The organism is Klebsiella sp. WP8-S18-ESBL-06 (assembly GCF_014169755.1).
Taxonomy (GTDB): Bacteria; Pseudomonadota; Gammaproteobacteria; order Enterobacterales; family Enterobacteriaceae; genus Kluyvera; species Kluyvera ascorbata_B.
Genome location: NZ_AP022256.1, coordinates 221,719 through 243,111, shown reverse-complemented (window position 1 = coordinate 243,111; position 21,393 = coordinate 221,719). Strand labels below are relative to the sequence as shown.

Genomic DNA, 21,393 nt, shown 5'->3' with positions numbered 1-21,393 from the left:
CAGGCTTACTTGTCGAACAGGTAGTGATTTACCAGCCCTTCCAGCAGCTCCTGATGAGCGCTCTGATGCTGCGGCGCCAGCTGATTCTGCTCAGCATACTTCGCCAGATCCTGCAGCGACATCTGACCTTTCAGAATCTGCTGGCCCAGCTCGCCGTTCCAGCCTGCATAGCGTTTTGCCACGCGTTTATCCAGCTCACCGCCTTCAATCATGCGCGCCGCCACTTTCAGCGACAGTGCCATCGTGTCCATTGCACCAATGTGACCATAGAACAGGTCATATTTATCCGTGCTCTGACGACGGACTTTTGCATCAAAATTCAGGCCGCCGGTGGTGAACCCCCCCGCTTTGAGGATTTCATACATCACCAGCGCATTTTCCTCGACGCTGTTAGGGAACTGGTCGGTATCCCAGCCCAGCTGCGGGTCGCCGCGGTTGGCATCCACGGAGCCAAACAGACCCAGCGCAATCGCGGTGGCAATTTCATGATGGAACGAGTGGCCCGCCAGCGTCGCGTGGTTAGCCTCAATATTCAGTTTGATCTCTTTTTCCAGACCGAACTGTTTCAGGAAGCCGTACACCGTTGAGGCATCGTAGTCATACTGATGTTTGGTCGGTTCCTGCGGTTTCGGTTCGATCAGCAGCGTGCCCTGGAAGCCAATTTTATGTTTGTGCTCAACCACCATCTGCATGAAGCGGCCAATCTGCTCGCGCTCCTGGCGCAGGTCGGTATTCAGCAGGGTTTCATAGCCTTCACGACCGCCCCACAGCACGTAGTTTTCACCGCCCAGTTTATGGGTCGCATTCATGGCGGTGAATACCTGCGTGGCCGCCATGGTAAACACTTCCGGGTCAGGGTTAGTTGCCGCGCCCGCACCGTAACGTGGGTGAGTAAAGCAGTTGGCGGTGCCCCACAGCAGCTTCACGCCGCTCTGCTGCTGTTTTTCCGCCAGCACATCAACCATCTGCGCAAAGTTGTTCAGGTACTCTTTCAGGTTGGCGCCTTCCGGAGAAACATCGATGTCATGGAAACAGTAGTAAGGCACGTTCAGCTTGTGGAAAAATTCAAATGCGACATCAGCTTTACGTTTCGCACGCTCAATCGCTTCGCCTGGCTGCTGCCACGGGCGGTCGAATGAACCAATACCAAACATGTCCGCGCCGTTCCAGCAGAACGTATGCCAGTAGCAGGCGGCAAAGCGCAGATGGTCTTCCATGCGTTTCCCCAGCACCAGCTCGTCCGGGTTGTAGTGGCGGAAAGCCAGCGGGTTTTCAGTTTTCGGGCCTTCGAAACGAACGCGATCCAGTTGGTCGAAATAAGCTTGCATAATGGACTCCATAATCTGACAGGCGGCGAGGGATTAATTCGTCTGGTCATACTGAATTCTGAATCACCGCGGCTCAATTACGTTATTTCACACTGCTATTAAGAGAATCCACAAATGTGCGCTGGCTCGCAAAATAAAATGCGGTGCGTCCCGTTTTATGTCGGTAATTTTTTCACGCCATAAATTTAAAATCAGATCGCGGTCAAAAATTAGCAATTAAACCAAATATCGTAATAGGAAGATAAAAATCTGTAATTGCCAGCCGCCGTTTACATGTTAAAAATTTGCTGCGTGTTTAGTCATTGCTGTTTCTTTTATCGCCAATCTCATTACCCTATCCCTACAGAAGGCACTACGATTATGAAGATAAAGAACCTTTGCCTCACGCTCTGCGCCTCGCTGCTTCTCACCAGCATGGCGAGCAGCGCTAAAGAAGTTAAGATCGGTATGGCTATTGACGACCTGCGCCTTGAGCGCTGGCAGAAAGACCGCGACATCTTTGTTAAAAAAGCCGAACAGCTCGGCGCACAGGTTTTCGTGCAGTCGGCCAACGGCAACGAAGAAACGCAAATGTCGCAGATTGAAAATATGATCAACCGCGGTGTAGATGTTCTTGTTATTATTCCCTATAACGGCCAGGTGCTGAGTAACGTTATTAAAGAAGCCAAACAAGAAGGTATTAAAGTTCTGGCCTATGACCGTATGATTAATAATGCCGATATCGATTTTTATATTTCTTTCGATAACGAAAAAGTCGGCGAAATGCAGGCCCAAAGTCTGGTCAACCAGGTCCCTCAGGGTAACTATTTCTTGATGGGCGGCTCGCCGGTAGATAATAACGCCAAGCTGTTCCGCGCCGGCCAGATGAAAGTATTAAAACCGTATATTGATGAAGGCAAAATTAAAGTTGTAGGCGATCAATGGGTTGACGGCTGGCTGCCGGAAAACGCGCTGAAGATTATGGAAAATGCCCTCACCGCCAACAATAACAAAATTGACGCCGTGGTCGCCTCGAACGACGCCACCGCAGGCGGCGCGATTCAAGCCTTAAGCGCCCAGGGTTTACAGGGCAAAGTGGCCATTTCCGGCCAGGATGCAGACCTGGCGGGCGTGAAGCGCATCATCAACGGCACGCAGACCATGACCGTGTACAAACCGATTACCCTGCTGGCGAACAGCGCCGCAGAGATCGCCGTCGAGCTGGGCAACGGCCAGCAGCCCAAAGCTGACGCCACCCTGAATAACGGCCTGAAGGACGTGCCGTCACGCCTGTTAACCCCTATCGAAGTCAATAAAACCAACATTGATGACACCGTCGTGAAGGACGGTTTCCATAAGAAAAGTGAACTCTGAATAGTATGCCCCGGCCACATCGCCGGGGCAGCGTAGCCGCCGGAAATCTCCGGTAGCCAGGCTTACGTGGAGCACAAGTACCTATGCCGTATTTACTCGAAATGAAGAGCATTACCAAAGCATTCGGGGTCGTTAAGGCTATCGATAATGTCAGCCTGAGATTAAACCCAGGCGAAGTTGTTTCCCTGTGTGGGGAAAACGGCTCCGGTAAATCGACGTTGATGAAAGTTCTTTGCGGTATTTACCCGCACGGTAGCTATGACGGCGAAATTATTTTCGCCGGTGAGACGCTGCAGCCTACGCATATTCGCGATACCGAGCGCAAGGGTATTGCAATTATTCACCAGGAGCTGGCTCTGGTTAAGCATCTGACCGTGCTGGAAAACATCTTTCTTGGTGCGGAAATCAGCCGCCGCGGCGTGCTGGATTACGACACCATGACCCTGCGCTGTGAAAAGCTGCTGGCCCAGGTCAACCTGGCCATTTCCCCCGACACTCGCGTCGGTGATTTAGGTCTCGGGCAACAGCAGCTGGTCGAAATCGCCAAGGCGCTGAACAAGCAGGTCCGCCTGCTCATCCTTGATGAGCCCACCGCCTCGCTGACCGAGCAAGAGACCGCCATACTGCTGGATATCATCCGCGACCTGCAGCACCACGGCATTGCCTGCATTTATATCTCGCACAAGCTCAATGAAGTGAAGGCCATATCCGACACCATTTGCGTCATCCGCGACGGCCAGCATATTGGCACCCGCGATGCGACCAACATGACCGAAGACGACATCATTACCATGATGGTAGGCCGCGAGCTGACGGCACTGTACCCCAGCGAACCACACGCCGCAGGCGATGAGATCCTCCGCGTTGAGCACCTGACCGCATGGCACCCAGTCAACCGCCACATTAAGCGCGTTAACGACGTCTCTTTCAGCCTGAAGCGCGGCGAAATTCTCGGCATCGCCGGGCTGGTCGGCGCCGGGCGCACCGAGGCGGTCCAGTGTCTGTTCGGCGTCTGGCGCGGGCGCTGGGAAGGGCGCATTTTTATTGACGGCAAACAGGTCGATATCCGCACCTGCCAGCAGGCCATTGGCCACGGCATTGCCATGGTGCCGGAAGACCGGAAAAAGGACGGGATCGTGCCGGTCATGGCGGTTGGCAAGAACATCACGCTGGCCGCACTCGATGATTTCAGCGGCGCGCTCAGCAACCTTGACGATGCCAAAGAGCAGCAGTGCATCCTGCAATCGATTGAGCGTCTGAAGGTCAAAACGTCATCGCCAGAGCTGGCTATCGGGCGGCTAAGCGGCGGTAACCAGCAGAAGGCCATTCTGGCACGCTGCCTGCTGCTGAATCCGCGCATTCTGATTCTTGATGAACCCACGCGCGGTATCGACATCGGTGCAAAATACGAAATCTATAAGCTTATCAATCAGCTGGTACAACAGGGCATCGCGGTGATCGTCATCTCGTCGGAACTTCCGGAAGTACTGGGGCTCAGCGACAGAGTGCTGGTCATGCATGAAGGGAAACTCAAAGCCAACCTGGTGAACCATAACCTGACTCAGGAAAACGTGATGGAAGCCGCCTTAAGGAGCGAACGCCATGTCGAAACACAATCCGTCTGAAATGAAACTGGCCGCCCCGGCAACGGCCCCGGCACTGCGGCTAACATCGTTGAATTTACAGGTTTTCGTGATGATCGCGGCAATTGTCGCGATCATGCTGTTTTTTACCTGGACCACCGACGGCGCCTACCTGAGCGCGCGTAACGTCTCCAACCTGCTGCGTCAAACCGCGATTACCGGCATTCTCGCCGTCGGGATGGTGTTCGTCATTATCTCGGCCGAAATTGACCTTTCCGTTGGCTCAATGATGGGCCTGCTGGGCGGCGCGGCGGCAATTTTTGACGTCTGGCTCGGATGGCCGCTGCCGCTGACTATCATCGTCACGCTGGCCATGGGGCTGGTGCTGGGTGCCTGGAACGGTTGGTGGGTGGCCTATCGCAAAGTGCCGTCGTTTATCGTGACCCTTGCGGGCATGCTGGCATTCCGTGGGATCCTGATTGGCATCACCAACGGCACCACCGTGTCACCGACCAGCGCGGCAATGTCGCAAATTGGTCAAAGCTATCTGCCGGATGGCATCGGCTTTACCTTCGGCGCCGTCGGGCTGATGGCGTTTATTGCCTGGCAGTGGCGCGGGCGCACGCGTCGCCAGGCGCTGGGGCTAGCGACGCCTGCCTCTGGCGGCGTGGTAGGACGTCAGGCGCTGACCGCCGTGATCGTACTGGGCGCTATCTGGTTGCTCAACGACTATCGTGGCGTCCCAACGCCGGTGCTGCTGTTAACGCTGCTGCTGCTGGGCGGTATGTTTATGGCCACCCGTACCGCATTCGGCCGCCGTATTTACGCCATCGGCGGCAATATTGAGGCGGCGCGCCTTTCCGGGATTAACGTCGAACGTAACAAGCTGGCGGTCTTTGCCATTAACGGCCTGATGGTGGCGATTGCCGGGCTGATTCTTAGCTCGCGCCTCGGTGCCGGATCGCCATCGGCGGGAAACATTGCCGAGCTGGATGCGATTGCCGCCTGCGTGATTGGCGGCACCAGCCTGGCGGGCGGCGTCGGCAGCGTCGCCGGGGCGGTAATGGGGGCATTTATTATGGCGTCGCTGGATAACGGAATGAGTATGATGGACGTGCCCACTTTCTGGCAATATATCGTCAAAGGTGCGATTTTATTGCTTGCCGTCTGGATGGATTCCGCCACCAAGCGGCGCGCGTAATGGCCTGGCCGTGGTGTCGCCGATTCAGTGGCCGGCGGCACCCTCTCATGATTCACGAGGAACCCTGAACCATGTTTGGAAAACGTCACCGCGTGACGCTGTTATTTAACGCCAACAAAGCCTTTGACCGCCAGGTGGTTGAAGGCGTCGGCGAATATTTACAGGCGTCACAGTCAGAGTGGGACATCTTCATAGAGGAAGATTTTCGCGCGCGTATCGAAAATATCAAAGAGTGGCTGGGCGACGGCGTGATCGCCGACTACGACGACCCCACTATTGAAGCGCTGCTGACCGACGTTAAGGTGCCTATCGTCGGCGTTGGCGGCTCCTATCACCGTCAGGAACAGTACCCACCCGTTCACTACATTGCGACCGATAACTCTGCGCTGGTTGAAAGCGCTTTTTTGCATCTTAAAGAGAAAGGCGTTCACCGCTTCGCTTTCTACGGCCTGCCGGCGGCCAGCGGCAAACGCTGGGCCGAAGAGCGGGAATACGCCTTCAGTCAGATTGTTGCCAAAGAGAAGTACCGCGGCGTGATCTACCAGGGTCAGGAAACCGCGCCGGAGAACTGGCAGCACGCGCAGAATCGTCTGGCCGACTGGCTGCAAACGCTGCCGCCGCAAACCGGGATTATTGCGGTTACCGATTCCCGCGCCCGGCATATCCTACAAGCCTGTGAACACCTGCATATTCCCGTGCCGGAGAAGCTGTGCGTCATCGGTATTGATAACGAAGAGCTGACCCGCTACCTGTCGCGCGTGGCGCTGTCTTCGGTGGCGCAGGGCGTGCGGCAAATGGGTTATCAGGCCGCCAAGCTGATGCAGCGTTTGCTCGATAACGAGGTGCTGCCTTTGCAGCGGGTGCTGGTGCCGCCGATGCGGGTCATGGCGCGACGCTCAACCGACTACCGTTCGCTGAACGACCCGGCCGTGATTCAGGCTATGCACTACATCCGTAACAACGCTTGTAAAGGCATTAAGGTCGAACAGGTGCTGGATGCTGTGGGGATCTCCCGGTCAAACCTGGAGAAACGTTTTAAAGAAGAAGTGGGCGAAACCATCCACGCGGTCATTCATAGCGAGAAGCTGGAAAAGGCGCGTAGCCTGCTGGTTTCTACCTCGTTGTCGATCAATGAAATCTCGCAGATGTGCGGTTACCCGTCGTTGCAGTATTTCTATTCGGTATTCAAAAAAGAGTATGACACCACGCCAAAAGAGTATCGCGAGCAGCATAGCGAAACGCTGATTCCGGCATAATCACCGCCCACAAAGCAAAAAGGCCTTCCAATGGAAGGCCTTTTTATCTTCAGCGCTAATTACATGTGTGCCGCAATCAGACGCTGGTTGTCCTGATACATAGCGAACAGATAGTCGTTATAGCTCGAACCTTTGGTCGAATAGCCCTTCAGCTTGTGAATCATCGCCGTCGCGGTCACTTCCTGATCCGTCTTACGCAACTGGGCGCGAGACTTACGGAACGAGGCATAGGCCGGGTGCGTATTCAGGTTCGTGGCATAGGCCTGAACGGACTCTTTCACGGAGTCGAACTTGGTATAACCATTCACCGAGCCCGTGCCGTTTTTACAGCCCTTACCGCACTTCATGCCGAACAGGTTGTTATTCGCGCGAGCCAGCTTGGACGTACCCCAGCCGCTCTCTGCAGCCGCCATGGTGGCGACCATGCTGCCTGGAATAATATCGACACGTTCAAGCAGCGCGTTCCACGGCACCTTACGGGTATTGCCGTTCCAGCTGACTTTGTAACGTGCGGCGATATCTTTCAGACGCGCGCGCTCAGACGGCGACCAGCGGCCTTCGTACTGTTTTGATACCAGCCAGTTACGATCCGCCGTGATAGCAGCATTTTGACTCGTGATATAAGGCATTACCGTCCGGAGAAACGCTCTTTTCCTTGGGGTTCCGGAAGGGTATTTTCGCAAATCAGGAAGTGAACTGCTCTTTACACTATTGCGAGAATACTCTTGTTTACTGCTGGCCTTACTATGACTTGTCTTTGTTACCGAGGCTTTTTGATGCTTTGTTACCGTGTGTGTTTTTGCGAACACCCCACCTGAAAAAGTACAGATGAGTAACATAAGTATCGCTGCCCCATATCGTCGAATGGGAGTCGATATCATTAGGTCTCCTGGTCGGATGTCATCATTCCAACGCCTTCTTATTTCATAAAATTGAGAGCTTAATCTCAAATTATAGCAAAAATAGCCCGCCAACGCACGTCTGAGAAATAGTCCGATTCCTAAACGCACAAACGGACGCGATTCAGCATAAGACAAACTACGCCGACAAAATGCCGGACGCATCTCATTTTAGTTCATATTTTGACCGCCATCACTCAGCCCTTGCCCTCCTCCTTCCTCCAGGAGGAGCACAGTGTGATAAGCCGCTGGCACACTAGGAAAAAACGTTCTGACATAGGATAACGCTATGAAGCACGCCGCCCTGATACCGCTACTCATGCTCCCCGCCTTTGCCAGCGCCGCCGGCTGGACGACGCAGGATTTCCCCGCTTTTGCCGCCGATGGCACGGGAAAATTCAGCAGTCAGAAAATGCTCACAAAGGGTACTCGCCCGTTAAGGTTGAATCTTGACCAACAGTGCTGGCAACCGGCCACGGCGATTCGTCTGAATCAGATGCTGTCGCTTGAACCCTGCCAGGGCGATGCGCCACAGTGGCGCTTATTCCGCGACGGCAACTACACGCTCGAGATTGATACCCGTTCGGGCACGCCCACGCTGACGATTGCCGTCGAAAGCGCGCCGGATAACGCCAGCGTAAAGGTCAGCGCGCGCCAATGCCCGCGCTGGGATGGCAAGCCGCTGACGCTTGATGTCGGCAGTACCTTCGCCGAAGGCAGCCGCGTGCGTGACTTTTACAGCGGACAGACCGCTGTCGTGACGCAGGGCAAAATAACCCTACAGCCAGCGGATAACAGCAATGGCCTGCTGCTGCTGGAGAGCGCCGACGTCACCGCCAGCGCACCGTTTAGCTGGCACAACGCCACCGTTTACTTCGTCCTGACCGACCGCTACGTCAACGGCGATCCGAGCAACGACAACAGCTACGGTCGCCACAAAGATGGGATGCAGGAAATTGGCACCTTCCACGGCGGCGACCTGAAAGGCCTCACCAGCAAGCTCGACTACCTGCAACAGCTGGGTGTGAACGCGCTGTGGATAAGCTCGCCGCTGGAACAAATTCACGGCTGGGTCGGCGGCGGTACTAAGGGCGATTTCCCGCACTATGCGTACCACGGTTACTACACCCAGGACTGGACCCGCCTGGATGCCAATATGGGAAACGAAGACGATCTGCGCGCGCTGGTTGACGGAGCTCATCAACGCGGCATCCGCATTCTGTTCGACGTTGTGATGAACCACACCGGCTACGCCACCCTCGCCGACATGCAGACGTATCAGTTCGGCGCGCTGTATCTGAAAGGCGATGAACTGACGAAAACGCTGGGATCGCGCTGGACCGATTGGCGACCCGGTCCGGGGCAGAGCTGGCACAGTTTTAATGATTACATCAACTTCAGCGATAAAGCCGCATGGGAGAAATGGTGGGGTAAAGCGTGGATCCGCACCGATATTGGCGACTATGACAACCCCGGTTTCGATGACTTAACCCTGTCGCTGGCCTTTTTACCTGACCTGAAAACGGAATCCACCGTGCCCAGTGGGCTACCGAACTTCTATCACCATAAGCCGGATACCGCGGCTCGCGCCATCGACGGCTTTACGCCGCGTGACTACCTCACCCACTGGCTCAGCCAATGGGTACGCGACTACGGCATTGACGGTTTCCGCGTTGATACCGCCAAACACGTTGAGCTTGCCGCCTGGCAGCAGCTTAAATCGCAGTCGGTGGACGCGCTGGCAGCGTGGAAAAAGGCCAACCCGCAGAAAGCCATGGACGACGCGCCGTTCTGGATGACCGGCGAAGCGTGGGGCCACGGCGTGATGCAAAGCGACTACTATCGCCACGGCTTCGACGCCATGATCAACTTTGATTACCAGGAGCAGGCCGCGAAAGCCAGCGCCTGCCTGGCGAATATCGACCAGACCTGGCAGCAAATGGCCGACAAGCTGCAGCAGTTTAACGTCCTGAGCTACCTCTCATCGCACGATACCCGTCTGTTCCGGGAGAAAGGCGGTAACGCCGCCGAGCTGCTGCTGCTCGCACCGGGCGCGGTGCAAATCTTCTACGGCGATGAGTCCGAGCGCCCGTTTGGCCCCACCGGCTCCGACCCGCTCCAGGGTACGCGTTCGTCAATGAACTGGCAGGACGTCGCAGGAAAATCTGCCGATACGGTCGCACACTGGCAGAAACTGGGACAGTTCCGCGCACGTCATTCGGCCATTGGCGAAGGTCAGCAAACAACGCTCAGCCTGACTGACGGGTACGGTTTTGTTCGCGTACACGGTGAAGACAAGGTCATGGTGATCTGGGCTGGTAACCGCTAATTTATATGCTTCCAGGCCCGCGGCTTGAGCGCGGGCCTTTACAGAATAAAAAACCAGAAATCCGCTACTTTCTCAATTTTTCGACTAAGCCAACCCTCAAAAGCCCATTTGCACCCCATCGTGAGTGGCGTTATCGTTACCTACTTCACAGAATGAGCAATAGAAAATCGGCTATGACATTTTCACTTTTCGGCGACAAATTCACCCGCCATTCAGGCATTACACGCCTGATGGAGGACCTCAACGACGGTTTACGCACCCCAGGCGCAATCATGCTAGGCGGTGGCAACCCGGCACAGATTCCAGAGATGAACGCCTACTTCAATAATCTGCTGGCGGATATGCTGGAAAACGGCAAAGCGGCTGAAGCGCTATGCAATTACGATGGTCCGCAGGGGAAAAATGAGCTACTCGTTGTACTCGCCGAGATGCTGCGCGAAGAATTAGGTTGGGATATTGGCCCACAGAATATTGCACTGACAAATGGCAGCCAAAGCGCATTTTTCTACTTGTTCAATCTGTTCGCCGGCCGCTGCGCCGACGGTACGACTCGAAAGGTCCTTTTCCCCCTCACTCCGGAGTATATCGGTTACGCCGACGCGGGCCTCGAAGATGATCTTTTCGTTTCCACCCACCCGCAAATTGAGCGCCTGCCAGAGGGCCAGTTTAAGTACCACGTCGATTTCGAAAATCTGCCAATCGGCGAAGATACCGGCATGATCTGCGTCTCACGCCCCACCAACCCGACGGGTAACGTCATCACCGATGACGAGCTGAAGCAGTTAGACACGCTGGCTCAACAGCACGGCGTGCCGCTTATCATCGACAACGCCTACGGCGTGCCTTTCCCGGGGATTATCTTCAGCCAGGCAACGCCGCTGTGGAATTCGAACATCGTACTGTGCATGAGCTTGTCGAAATTAGGCCTGCCGGGCAGCCGCTGCGGCATCATTATTGCCGATGAGAAAATCATCACTGCCATCAGCAATATGAACGGCATCATCAGCCTCGCCCCAGGCGGGATTGGGCCAGCCATCATGTGTGAAATGATTAAACGCCGCGATCTGCTGCGCCTGTCAGAAACGGTCATTAAGCCTTTCTACTACCAGCGCGTGCAGGAAACGATCGCCACGATCCGCCGCTATTTGCCGGAGGAGCGCTGCCTTATTCACAAACCGGAAGGCGCTATTTTCCTGTGGCTGTGGTTTAAAGATCTGCCCATTACGACGGAAACGCTCTATCAGCGCCTGAAAAAGCGCGGCGTGCTGATGGTCCCTGGTGATGTATTCTTCCCTGGATTGGATAAGCCCTGGGAACATACGCACCAGTGCATGCGCATGAACTATGTGCCGGAGCCGGACAAAATTGAAGCCGGGGTAAAAATCCTCGCCGAGGAAATTGAAATAGCCTGGCGGGAACATCAGTAATATATGATATATTAGCCTCTGATTTCAGGGGCTAATATAGCCAACAGCCTCTCTATGTTATTTAAAATAACAAAGCATTCACCCCACCTTATTCAACCGATCGGATTAGTCCCAATTTATCCCCTCATTTCATTACCGCTACATATCTCAATTGATTATTTAATGCTGCTTAACATGTTAAAAACAAAGTAACGATATGTTTCCTAAGAACATATTATTTTACATAGCAGACTTTGTTTATCCTTAAATTAAATCAGATTAATTCATCCTTTCGTATGAAAAGAAACGCCACATGCAAGGCGTAATTTTGAACTTACACTGACTAATACGCACTCGGCGTTTTAACTGGTGGAGTATGATCATGGACTCTAAAAACGTTAGCCACTTAAGCGTTATTGCTGTGGCGGTTCTTATTGCATTCTCTCTCTCTGCCTGTAGCGGAAGCGGCGGGGGCTCTCATTCAACGGCCAAAAATGGCACGACCCAAGGCAGCGGTTCGGGCGGCGACGGTAGTGGCAGTGACGGCAGTGGCTCTGGCGGCGGCACAGGTGGTGGTACCGGTGGCGGAACGGGCGGCGGCACAGGCGGTGGAACCGGTGGCGGCACCACCGCGCAGAATTCAGTTAACAGCATCATCGGTGACACAGGTAGCGCGGTTTCCGGAGTGGGCGACACGCTGAGCGGTCTGGGCAGCCAGTTGGCGACCACCACCGGCAACAACCCGGTCACCTCGACGATTTCAACAACGGTTAGCGGCGTGGGTAACGCCGTCGATACGCTGGGAACCGGCGTCACTAACGGCCTTGGCAATGCCTCCAATACCAATGGTCTGGGAACGACGCTGCAGGGAACCACCAGCACCGTAACCGTACTGGGCAACACGGTGTCTAGCGTCGGTAGCGGTCTGGCCACCAGCACCTCGGGCACTCCCGTTGCTGGGGTGACTGGCGTTGTCGGCAACGTCGTTAACAGCGCAGGACAACTCGTTAGCGGCACCGGAACCGGATTGACCAGCACCCTGCAAAGCCCGGGCGTCACCGCCGCAACAACCGGCGTGACCTCCGTGGTGAATAACACGCTGTCCGGCGTACAGGGCGTTACCCAGGGCGTGGGCACCGCGACCGGATTAGGCACGCCGGTTAACGGTCTGCTGGCTCAGGTCGGCGGTGCCGTCAGCGGCGTCGGAACCCAGGTTGGCACCACAACGCCAGCGCTGAGCGGCGTAGGCCAGGTGGTCTCGAGCGTCGGTAACATCGTCACCGATGCGGGCGGTCTGGTGAAACCGGCCACCGCGACTACCGGCAGCGGCAGCAGTACCGGCAGCAGCGGCGGTGGACTGCTGGCCAATGCCTCGCTGGGGGCGACGGTCAGTTCGCTGACGGGCAGCCTGAACGTCAGCTCCTCCACGACGGCCACCGCCAGCGGAAGCACCAGCAGCGGGACAACGACGACGAGTAACCCGCTGGGTGGTATCACCGGGCTGCTTACCGGGTTAACGACAAAAAAATAAGCTATATATTGATTAATGCCTTCCGTGCCCCCGCAATGGGGGCACGATTTTCAGCAGAATAACAATAATCATCCTTGCACAATAAAATACACAAGGAACGCGTCATGAAAACTACCCTATTTTATGCGCTGTCGGGGGTTGTTCTGCTTAATATTGCACGAGCAGACACATTACCCGCATTGATCGACCCAAATAACCCAGCAAAAGCAGAGCATAGCAGTACGACGCAAACCTCTGTAAATGCCGCACCCAGTTTAAGCGTAAGTGTCCCCCAAAATAAATTAACGCCCGAAACGTTAATTAAAGTTGATCATATTCAGTTTATTGGTGGCACCGTTTATCCCTTAAAAGACCTGCTGCGTCCTTTTGTACCCTACGCACACAAGCAGGTGCCATTAAAAACGCTAACCGGCCTGGTTAATGATATTACGTTACGCTATCGTGCGGACGGTTACCCCTTGTCTTATGCCTGGCTACCGGATAATAACTTCCAGGACGGGACGCTCAAGATTGTTCTGGTGGAGGGCTATGTCGCCCACAGTGATATCCAGAGCAATAATCCGAATATTGCCGAACGGTTAAAACGGCTGGCGGCAAAAATTATGGCGGAAAAGCCACTGTCGCAGGCCACCTTCGATCGCTACACCCAGCTGATGACGCGCACCCCGGGCGTCACCGTCGATGCCAACGCCCAGCTGCCGCAGAATATCTACGGTGCGGCGGCAATGCAGGCGAAAAGCTTCCAGCCGCATATCTGGGATATTTCATCTACGATCGACACCCGTCGCAGCCAGAATATGGCGTTTGTCACCGGTTCACTCAGCAACCTGACCAGCTACGGCGATCAGTTTGGCGTCGCAACCCTGGTGCCTCTCGACAGCTCGACGCGCAAATCCTATCTGGGGCTGAACTATCAGCAGTTCCTGACGGATGAAGGGCTGATGATGCAGTTGAAGGGCAGCTTTTATCGCGATAATCCACGCGACTACACGCGCCTGCTGAATTTCCCTGGCGGGTATTTTGACTCACGCCAGGAGACCACGCAGTACAACGGCGGCGCAATGTTCAGCTATCCGGTGCTCCTGACCGGAAAACAGCAGTTCAATATTAACGGTGGCATGGACTATACCGACCGGCGTAACGATAACCACATTCGCGCTATCGTCGGCGATCAAACGGTATACAGCGTGACGCAAAAGTCGCATGTGCGTTATCCGGCGCTTGAGTTCGGGATGAACGGCTTTCAGGCCTTCGATCGGGCCAGCATCAACGGCAAGCTGACCCTGCGTCAGGGTATTAACGCCTCCTCGATGTCCGATGCGGCGCCCGTCTATGGTAATGACCTGTCGTTTACCCTCTGGAAAAGCAATATTGATGCAGCATGGATGATCACCGATACATGGCGACTTTCGACGTCAATGGAAGGCGATTGGTCGGACAATGATTTACCGGAGCCAGAGCGCGTCAGTTTCGGCGCCCAACGTTTTGGTCGTGGTTATCAGGATGGCGAAGCCAGCGGCGACTACGGCTACGGCGGGCAGGTTGAGCTGCGTTATTTGCATCAGCGTAAAGAGAGCACCTGGCTTGCCACCGTGCAGCCTTACGTCCTTGCCGATACCGCGCAAACCTGGTTCAACGCGCCGGGCTACCCCCACCAGCGGCTGGCATCCGTGGCGACCGGGGTCATGGTCGGTGATAACAAGCACTACAGCGTGACGGTCGAAGCCGCGCGTCCGGTCGGTGATAAACCCACCGACACGCACAACCGGGAATGGCGCTACAGCCTGACCTTCAGTTGGAACTTCAATAATCTACATTAATTTCGCCGCGGTACGCTGGCCGACATCGACACAGGCCAGCGCCGCCGTAGGGCAGGCGGCCACGCAGGCAGGCCCTTCTTCGCGGTGACGACACAAGTCACACTTAATCGCCCGCGGCCTGGCCTGCTGCATCGTGACGTTCATCGCCCCGAACGGACATGCCAGCATACAGCTTTTGCAGCCAATACAGCGCGACTGATCGACGGCGATCGTCTCGCCTTCTCGCACGATCGCCCCCGTCGGGCAAACGTTGCTGCACGGCGCATCTTCGCACTGATGGCAGGCTACCGCCGTTGAAAACGAATCCCCCTTCACCACTCGAATGCGCGGCAAAAAGGCTTCACGCGAGACGGTATGACACGCCTGCTGATCTTGATGTGCCACCACGCAGGCAACTTCACAGGTACGGCAGCCGATGCATTTTAAAGAATCGGCGACAATAAACGGGTTCATTTCCCACTCCGTGATGGTTGATAAACGCTAAGAGTGCCAGAGTGGGGGGCGTTCATGCTTTGATCAAACAGCTGAGATGCGCCATTTTTGTCATCGACCTAACATGCTTTGTCTCTTTGCCTCAGGCAGAATGAATATGCTCTTTGCAATAGCGCCGTTTCCACGCTGCGGGCGTCAAGCCGGTGTGTTTGCGAAAAACCTGGCGGAAATACCCGACATCAGCAAACCCGCACTGTTCGGCCACTTCCTTAAGCGAACGCGTAAGGTTACTCAGCAGCTTCTCTGCCGCCTGATGGCGCTGCGCTTACCAGGCAGACCGGCAAAAAATCAATCGGCTGGTCTGATTCCAGACCAGCCCCAGCTATCGCTTCACCGCCAGATAAACTATATTCGCCCTTACGATAAAACCATCAAGATGACCCCATGGACGAATTTCAAAATCTGACGCTGCATAAAATCAGCGCAGGCAGTGTTTTTAAAATTCACCTTCTGGGCCTGCTTTGTTCGCTGGTCCCCCTCGGTGTACTCAATGGTATTCTGAGCGCCATTGGTATTACGGTGTTCACCCTGCGCTGGAACGGGGAAATCGTTCACGGCTTCTCCGCACTGATACTCAGCCCGCTGCTATTTTTGCTTCTGGCGCTGGTAGTTACCGGTATTATCGGCAGCCTGACCTGGCTCGGGTTATGGATTTACGGGCAGTTTCGCAAGCTCACGCTGCGCATTGTGCCAGATAACCGCGAAGAATAATTGTCATGCCATGTGCGGTGCCTGATGGCGCTGCGCTTATCAGGCCTACCGGGCACACACTGTAGGCCTGATAAGGCGAAGCCGCCATCCGGCTCTCTGCACAACGGCATTCCCGGAAACAAAAAAGCAGAACGCACGCGTTCTGCTTTTTTTCGTGCAGAGGATGAATTACATCGCGGCGCGGAAAATCGCCATGATTTCGTCGTGCGTCGCCTGGACAGGGTTAGTGAATCCGCACGCATCTTTCAGCGCGTTGGTCGCCAGCACCGGAATATCTTCTTCTTTCACGTTCAGGTCGCGCAGGCCAGCCGGAATGTTTACCTGACGCGCCAGTTTGCGGATCGCATCGATACACGCCTGTGCGCCCTGCTCGTTGCTCATCGCGCTGACGTCGATATGCATCGCCTGAGCGCAGTCACGCAGGCGCGCCGCAGCCACCTTGCTGTTGAACACCTGTACGTGCGGCAGCAGAACCGCGTTGCATACGCCGTGCGGCAGATCGTAGAAGCCGCCGAGCTGGTGCGCCATCGCGTGAACATAGCCCAGCGACGCATTGTTAAACGCCATGCCGGCCAGGAACTGTGCGTAGGCCATCGCTTCACGCGCTTCGCCGTTGCTACCGTGTTCTACCGCCGTCGGCAGATTATCGACAATCATGGTGATGGCTTTCAGCGCACAGGCATCGGTGATCGGCGTCGCGGCAATAGACACGTAGGCTTCAATGGCGTGGGTCAGCGCATCCATCCCGGTAGCAGCAGTCAGCCCTTTCGGCATACCTTCCATCAGGGAAGAATCGTTAACGGACAGGATCGGCGTAACGTGCTTGTCGACGATGGCCATTTTAATGTGACGAGTGACGTCGGTAATAATGCAGAATCGGGTCATTTCAGACGCCGTACCTGCCGTGGTGTTGATAGCGATCATCGGCAGCTGCGGTTTGGCAGAGCGGTCGACGCCCTCGTAGTCGCGGATATCACCGCCGTTGGCAGCCACCAGGGCAATCCCTTTTGCGCAGTCGTGCGGGGAACCGCCGCCCAGCGAAACGACGCAGTCGCAGTCATTTGCGCGCAGCATTTCCAGGCCGTCTTCGACGTTAACGGTGGTCGGGTTTGGGTGCGTACCGTCAAATACCACGCTATGGATGTCATATTCCTGCAAACGCTTCTGGATATCGCCAGCGACACCCAGCTTATTCAGGACTGCATCAGTGACAATCAGAGCACGGCGAAAGCCATATTCCTTCATGGTATTCATTGCGTCATTTAACGCGCCATTACCGATAACATTCACTGATGGAATGAAGAAAGTAGATGCAGCCATGATAGTTCCTTTATTTAATAAGCAGGCCCCAGAGGCTATAGTAATAACCTCTGCAAAAACACGATCAAGTTAGCATTTCAGACCTTAAATAAAATAAAAATCGCGGCATCTCATTGTTTATGCCGCGATTTGTGGTGATTAATATATTTTTGTATTTTATTTAATATTTTTTCTAAATAAATTGTTAGTTTTTATTATCCGGGAACAGCAACGCATCACGTAATAAATGATCGTTACCGCGACGGCGCGTAAAACCAATTCGGTTGAAATATTCCAGAATCTGAATCGCCAGCTTGCGGCCAACGTTCAATTTATCGCGGAAGTCCGCCGCGCAGGTGGAGCCTTTTTCCAGATGGAGATCGCGAATCATGTTAGCAAACGCCACAATGCGATCGTTACGATAGTAGCGATCTTTTACAATGGCGGTAATCATCCCCTGCTGCGCAGCCTGACGTAAAACGCTGCGCATGGTGTTTTCATCCGTACCGGTCTGCGTCGCCAAATCGCGCACCCACCAGGGCTCGTCGCCAAACAGCGGCGCGGCTTTCAGCCAGATAACCTGCTGCTCGTCGGTAAAACCGGCCTTATGTTCCGGCAGGTGCAGCCAGCCGTGGTGGCTGGCGATGGTTCCGCTGGCACGCATCTGCTCAATTAACGTGAGGACCAGCGCTTCATCTTCCATCGGCAGCGCGATACGGCGCAGACGTTCACGACCCGGGCCAGGTTCATCTTTGTGCTGCTCGTGGTACTGCGCCAGCGCGTCCAGCAGCTTACGCTGCCAGCGCGCGGCCAGCGGGGCATCCAACAGGCAGTCACCGGCCAGGATGAAACCTGGCTGAGCAATCAGCGCTTCCAGCCCCTGGGCACTGAGCTGGCGCGCCCAGCCAAATTCACGCAGCTTTACCGCATCACGCGCGAGGTGCACCGCCAGCGCCTGCGCGTCGTTTTCTGCCAGCGCAAGCGCCGCAATCCATGCCAGGTACTCCGGCTTGCGCTTGCCACGGCGCGGTGAATTGAGCGTCACCACCCGCGCTCCGGCCAGCGTAACCTTCGCCGAAATATCGCGTAGCACCAGACGATCGTTATCCGCCAGCCACAGCGGTGTATCGAGCACCAGTTCAGCGAGGTTATTTTCCAGCAACGATACACGCCCGGTAATATGGCTGGCCGCATGGTGAATATGCAGCGGCTGCCATTGGCTCAGCGGCACATGGCTTTGTAACTCAACAATCACCCGCTCAACGGCCTCCGGCGGCGCTTCTGTCAGCAGCCAATCGCCGCGGCTGATATCGCCCTTTTCCGCTGCACCGACAATATTCAGGGCAATACGCTGCCCGCCATGCGCGTGCTCAACCGGCTGATTCTGGGCGTGCAGACCGCGTACGCGCATCGGCGTACCCATTCCGGTCAACCATAGGGTATCGCCCACGCACACATCGCCCGACAGCGCCGTCCCGGTAACCACCAGGCCCGCCCCTTTTACGGTAAACGCGCGGTCGATGGCCAGACGAAAACGCTGGTGCTCAGGATGCTCGCGGGCGGCGAGCTGGCGCAGGTGTTCGCGCAGGGCCTCAATGCCCTTGCCCTCGGTGGCCGCCGTTTCAAATAACGTCGCCGGCTCAAAAGCATATTCACGAAGAACATCGGTAATTTGGCGACGAACTTCAGCAATACGCGCGGCATCGACGCGATCGACTTTAGTTAATGCCACCGTCAGCGTGGGCTTGCCCGTCAGTTGAAGAATCGCCAGATGTTCACGGGTTTGCGCCATCACGCCATCGTCACATGCCACCACCAGCAGGGCGTGATCGATCCCCCCCACGCCCGCCAGCATATTCGAAAGAAATTTTTCATGCCCAGGCACATCGATAAAGCCCAGCACGCGGCCGTCCGGCTGCGGCCAGTAGGCGTAGCCGAGATCGATAGTCATGCCGCGTGATTTCTCTTCCGGCAGGCGGTCGGCGTTAATGCCGGTAATCGCCTGTAGCAGCGTGGTTTTGCCGTGGTCAACGTGACCGGCGGTGGCAATAATCATTTCAGCAACATCTCCAGGAAACGGGGTTCATCTTCAAGGCAGCGTAAATCCAGCCACAGGCGTCCGTCATAAATCCTGCCAATGACCGGCACCGGCAGGCTGCGCCAGCGGTTTGCCAGCGCCTCAAGGCGACTGCCGCGCCCATCGAGCGGCGTAAAAGCAATGGCCGCGCTGGGCAGGCTTTCGGCGGGCAGCGAGCCGCTGCCAATCTGCGACATACACGGCATGACCTGAACGGCGAATTCCGCGTCGTAGCGCTCGGCTAGCGGGGTACGCAGACGCTGCGCCTGTTGGTTGATCTCTTCAACGTGGCGGCTAAGCAAGCGCAGCGTAGGTAGCTCTGCCGCCAGTTTTTCCGGGTGCAAATACAGACGCAGAGTGGCTTCAAGCGCCGCCAGCGTCATTTTATCCGCGCGTAGCGCACGCTTGAGCGGGTGCTGCTGCAGCTGGGCTATCAGCGTTTTTTTGCCGACGATAATTCCCGCCTGCGGGCCCCCCAGCAGCTTATCGCCGGAGAAGCTCACGAGGCTGACGCCGGCGGCAATCATCTCCTGCGGCATCGGTTCTTTTGGCAGCCCGTAGCGGCTCAGATCGACCAGCGAACCGCTGCCCAAATCTGCCACCACCGGCACGCCCAGCTCGTGGCCCATTTCCGCCAGCTCGGCTTCTTCTACCGATTTGGTAAACCCTTCAATGCTGTAGTTGCTGGTGTGCACCTTCATTAACAGCGCGGTATTGTCATTTACCGCCTGGCGGTAGTCTTTGGCATGGGTGCGGTTGGTGGTGCCCACTTCGTGCAGCACGCAGCCGGCCTGGCGCATCACGTCAGGGATACGGAACGCGCCGCCAATTTCCACCAGCTCGCCACGCGACACCACCACTTCTTTTCCGGCCGCCGTCGCCGCCAGCATCAGCAGCACCGCGGCGGCGTTATTATTGACGATACAGGCATCTTCCGCGCCGGTTAAACGGCACAGCAGGTCGGCTAACGCCCGATCGCGGTGGCCGCGCCCGGCGCCGTCCAGGTCGTACTCCAGCGTCACCGGATCGCGCATAACCTGGGCGACGGCATTCACAGCCGACGTTGCCTGCTGTGCACGGCCCAGGTTGGTGTGCAGCACGGTGCCCGTCAGGTTGATGACCGGGCGCAGCGCGCTTTGCGCATCGCGCGCCAGCCGCTGTGCCGTCTCCTGCGCCCAGTCCTCGCTCCAGGCCGGCAGCGCCTGCTGCTCACGGATGCTAAGCCGCGCATCGTCCAGCATCTGGCGGAGCTGTTCTACCACCTGAGTGTGGCCATGGGCATCAAGTAAACGCGCAAACGCAGGCTCGCGAAGCAAGCGGTCGGTTGCGGGAAGCTGGCTGTAAAGCGAACGGGTATCGGTAGTCATGAATAGGCCTGACGGTTAAATGTTACCCCTCCCGACGGGAGAGGGAGTCATGGGAAGGGATTGTACAACGGACTGCGGTTAGGCGTTATAGCGTTCAATCAAGCCTTTGGCGGTTCGGTGCGCGCAAAGCTCTCGCGCAGGAACAGCGTTTCGGCCAGCTTCACCAGACGTGGGCGATCGACACACCAACCTGGCGCAATGCGGCGAAAGTTCAGGTAGCCAATCGCGCAGGCAATGGCGATGGTCGCCAGATTGAGGGTGTCAGCCTTCAGCGTGCCGTCGGCTAAATAGCCTTCCAGCGCGTCAAGGCTGCGGGCAATTTTTTCGCGCTGGCGCAGGACTTCCGCTTCCGACTGCTGCGCTGCCGGACGGGCGAGCTCACGCACCGAGGCCAGGCCGGCGTCCATAATGCCGTCGGCCAGCGCTTCCATCTGGCGTACCTTTAACGCTTCATGGGGATCGTTCGGCACCATTTCCGGTGCAATATTCAATTGCTCAATGTACTGAGCAATAATCGGCGAATCGAACCAGCATTCTCCGCTATCGGTGACTAGCGCAGGCACTTTCCCTAACGGGTTAAATTGCGCCACACCGTTTTCAGCGTTATAGGGCTGCTCGTTGATAAATTCGAAGGCGATCCCCTTTTCCAGTAAGAGGATCGAGATTTTTCGGACAAATGGACTCGTGTAGCTGCCAACCAGTTTCATGTTCAACTCCTTTGCGCCAACAAAGCTATCAGTA

16 protein-coding genes and 1 pseudogene are annotated in these 21,393 nt (G+C 56.0%); 9 read left to right on the top strand and 8 right to left on the bottom strand.

The window, feature by feature from the left end:
* Window positions 1–5: 5 nt before the first annotated feature.
* On the bottom strand, window positions 6–1,328 hold the full coding sequence (gene xylA, locus H7R76_RS01160; RefSeq protein ID WP_182929834.1) for a xylose isomerase: 1,323 nt from the start codon (window positions 1,326–1,328) through the stop codon (window positions 6–8).
* A gap of 360 nt (window positions 1,329–1,688) precedes the next feature.
* Here xylA and xylF point away from each other — a divergent pair, with 360 nt between their 5' ends.
* From xylF to xylR, 4 genes are all read left to right on the top strand, one after another.
* Complete coding sequence (gene xylF / locus H7R76_RS01155) at window positions 1,689–2,681, top strand: D-xylose ABC transporter substrate-binding protein (RefSeq protein WP_106924996.1); 993 nt, start codon at window positions 1,689–1,691, stop codon at window positions 2,679–2,681.
* Window positions 2,682–2,764: 83 nt separating this feature from the next.
* Window positions 2,765–4,306 (top strand): xylose ABC transporter ATP-binding protein, encoded by a 1,542-nt coding sequence (locus H7R76_RS01150; protein ID WP_182929835.1) that lies wholly within the window; start codon window positions 2,765–2,767, stop codon window positions 4,304–4,306.
* Complete coding sequence (gene xylH / locus H7R76_RS01145; protein WP_182929836.1) at window positions 4,284–5,465, top strand: xylose ABC transporter permease XylH; 1,182 nt, start codon at window positions 4,284–4,286, stop codon at window positions 5,463–5,465. Before H7R76_RS01150 ends, xylH begins: the two co-directional genes overlap by 23 nt.
* A 71-nt stretch (window positions 5,466–5,536) precedes the next feature.
* On the top strand, window positions 5,537–6,721 hold the full coding sequence (xylR, locus tag H7R76_RS01140) for a D-xylose utilization transcriptional activator XylR (RefSeq protein ID WP_182966780.1): 1,185 nt from the start codon (window positions 5,537–5,539) through the stop codon (window positions 6,719–6,721).
* A gap of 59 nt (window positions 6,722–6,780) precedes the next feature.
* On the opposite strand, the gene H7R76_RS01135 is transcribed toward xylR, so the two are convergent.
* Window positions 6,781–7,602 (bottom strand): protein bax, encoded by an 822-nt coding sequence (locus H7R76_RS01135; protein ID WP_106924992.1) that lies wholly within the window; start codon window positions 7,600–7,602, stop codon window positions 6,781–6,783.
* Between the two features lie 307 nt (window positions 7,603–7,909).
* On the opposite strand from H7R76_RS01135, the gene H7R76_RS01130 reads away from it, so the two are divergent.
* The 4 genes from H7R76_RS01130 to H7R76_RS01115 all read left to right on the top strand — a co-directional run bounded on the left by H7R76_RS01130 (window position 7,910) and on the right by H7R76_RS01115 (window position 14,706).
* Window positions 7,910–9,949, top strand: coding sequence for an alpha-amylase (locus tag H7R76_RS01130; RefSeq protein ID WP_182929837.1), 2,040 nt, complete (start codon window positions 7,910–7,912; stop codon window positions 9,947–9,949).
* A 173-nt stretch (window positions 9,950–10,122) separates the two neighbouring features.
* A complete protein-coding gene (gene avtA / locus H7R76_RS01125) occupies window positions 10,123–11,376 on the top strand; it encodes a valine--pyruvate transaminase (protein WP_182966778.1) in 1,254 nt (417 codons plus the stop codon).
* Window positions 11,377–11,737: 361 nt separating this feature from the next.
* Window positions 11,738–12,886, top strand: a complete 1,149-nt coding sequence (locus H7R76_RS01120) for a collagen-like triple helix repeat-containing protein (RefSeq protein WP_182966776.1) — start codon at window positions 11,738–11,740, stop codon at window positions 12,884–12,886.
* Between the two features lie 104 nt (window positions 12,887–12,990).
* Window positions 12,991–14,706: a ShlB/FhaC/HecB family hemolysin secretion/activation protein gene (locus tag H7R76_RS01115; RefSeq protein ID WP_182966774.1), complete on the top strand. Its 1,716-nt coding sequence runs from the start codon at window positions 12,991–12,993 to the stop codon at window positions 14,704–14,706.
* Here the strand turns inward: H7R76_RS01115 and H7R76_RS01110 are convergent.
* Complete coding sequence (locus H7R76_RS01110) at window positions 14,698–15,159, bottom strand: 4Fe-4S dicluster domain-containing protein (RefSeq protein WP_106924987.1); 462 nt, start codon at window positions 15,157–15,159, stop codon at window positions 14,698–14,700. The two genes, H7R76_RS01115 and H7R76_RS01110, sit on opposite strands and share 9 nt — an antisense overlap.
* Window positions 15,160–15,280: 121 nt before the next feature.
* Window positions 15,281–15,460, bottom strand: a pseudogene (locus H7R76_RS01105) (helix-turn-helix domain-containing protein); the annotation flags it as partial.
* A gap of 122 nt (window positions 15,461–15,582) precedes the next feature.
* Here H7R76_RS01105 and H7R76_RS01100 point away from each other — a divergent pair.
* A complete protein-coding gene (locus H7R76_RS01100; RefSeq protein ID WP_182966772.1) occupies window positions 15,583–15,909 on the top strand; it encodes a hypothetical protein in 327 nt (108 codons plus the stop codon).
* A 168-nt stretch (window positions 15,910–16,077) separates the two neighbouring features.
* Here H7R76_RS01100 and yiaY read toward each other — a convergent pair whose 3' ends face one another.
* The 4 genes from yiaY to H7R76_RS01080 all read right to left on the bottom strand — a co-directional run bounded on the left by yiaY (window position 16,078) and on the right by H7R76_RS01080 (window position 21,359).
* Entirely contained in the window at window positions 16,078–17,229 is a 1,152-nt protein-coding gene (gene yiaY / locus H7R76_RS01095; RefSeq protein WP_106924985.1) for an L-threonine dehydrogenase, read from the bottom strand.
* 184 nt (window positions 17,230–17,413) lie between these two features.
* The gene (gene selB / locus H7R76_RS01090) at window positions 17,414–19,264 is read right to left on the bottom strand and encodes a selenocysteine-specific translation elongation factor (RefSeq protein WP_106924984.1); all 1,851 of its coding nucleotides are present in this window, start codon (window positions 19,262–19,264) and stop codon (window positions 17,414–17,416) included.
* Complete coding sequence (gene selA, locus H7R76_RS01085; protein ID WP_182966770.1) at window positions 19,261–20,652, bottom strand: L-seryl-tRNA(Sec) selenium transferase; 1,392 nt, start codon at window positions 20,650–20,652, stop codon at window positions 19,261–19,263. The genes selB and selA overlap by 4 nt, the downstream gene beginning before the upstream one ends.
* Before the next feature lie 98 nt (window positions 20,653–20,750).
* Window positions 20,751–21,359 (bottom strand): glutathione S-transferase, encoded by a 609-nt coding sequence (locus tag H7R76_RS01080; protein ID WP_106924982.1) that lies wholly within the window; start codon window positions 21,357–21,359, stop codon window positions 20,751–20,753.
* Window positions 21,360–21,393: the final 34 nt, after the last annotated feature.

Coding starts and splice junctions, on each gene's coding strand:
- xylA (WP_182929834.1), bottom strand. CDS start 1,328: ATGCAAGCTTATTTCGACCAACTGGATCGCGTTCGTTTCGAAGGCCCG.
- xylF (WP_106924996.1), top strand. CDS start 1,689: ATGAAGATAAAGAACCTTTGCCTCACGCTCTGCGCCTCGCTGCTTCTC.
- H7R76_RS01150 (WP_182929835.1), top strand. CDS start 2,765: ATGCCGTATTTACTCGAAATGAAGAGCATTACCAAAGCATTCGGGGTC.
- xylH (WP_182929836.1), top strand. CDS start 4,284: ATGTCGAAACACAATCCGTCTGAAATGAAACTGGCCGCCCCGGCAACG.
- xylR (WP_182966780.1), top strand. CDS start 5,537: ATGTTTGGAAAACGTCACCGCGTGACGCTGTTATTTAACGCCAACAAA.
- H7R76_RS01135 (WP_106924992.1), bottom strand. CDS start 7,602: ATGATATCGACTCCCATTCGACGATATGGGGCAGCGATACTTATGTTA.
- H7R76_RS01130 (WP_182929837.1), top strand. CDS start 7,910: ATGAAGCACGCCGCCCTGATACCGCTACTCATGCTCCCCGCCTTTGCC.
- avtA (WP_182966778.1), top strand. CDS start 10,123: ATGACATTTTCACTTTTCGGCGACAAATTCACCCGCCATTCAGGCATT.
- H7R76_RS01120 (WP_182966776.1), top strand. CDS start 11,738: ATGGACTCTAAAAACGTTAGCCACTTAAGCGTTATTGCTGTGGCGGTT.
- H7R76_RS01115 (WP_182966774.1), top strand. CDS start 12,991: ATGAAAACTACCCTATTTTATGCGCTGTCGGGGGTTGTTCTGCTTAAT.
- H7R76_RS01110 (WP_106924987.1), bottom strand. CDS start 15,159: ATGAACCCGTTTATTGTCGCCGATTCTTTAAAATGCATCGGCTGCCGT.
- H7R76_RS01100 (WP_182966772.1), top strand. CDS start 15,583: ATGGACGAATTTCAAAATCTGACGCTGCATAAAATCAGCGCAGGCAGT.
- yiaY (WP_106924985.1), bottom strand. CDS start 17,229: ATGGCTGCATCTACTTTCTTCATTCCATCAGTGAATGTTATCGGTAAT.
- selB (WP_106924984.1), bottom strand. CDS start 19,264: ATGATTATTGCCACCGCCGGTCACGTTGACCACGGCAAAACCACGCTG.
- selA (WP_182966770.1), bottom strand. CDS start 20,652: ATGACTACCGATACCCGTTCGCTTTACAGCCAGCTTCCCGCAACCGAC.
- H7R76_RS01080 (WP_106924982.1), bottom strand. CDS start 21,359: ATGAAACTGGTTGGCAGCTACACGAGTCCATTTGTCCGAAAAATCTCG.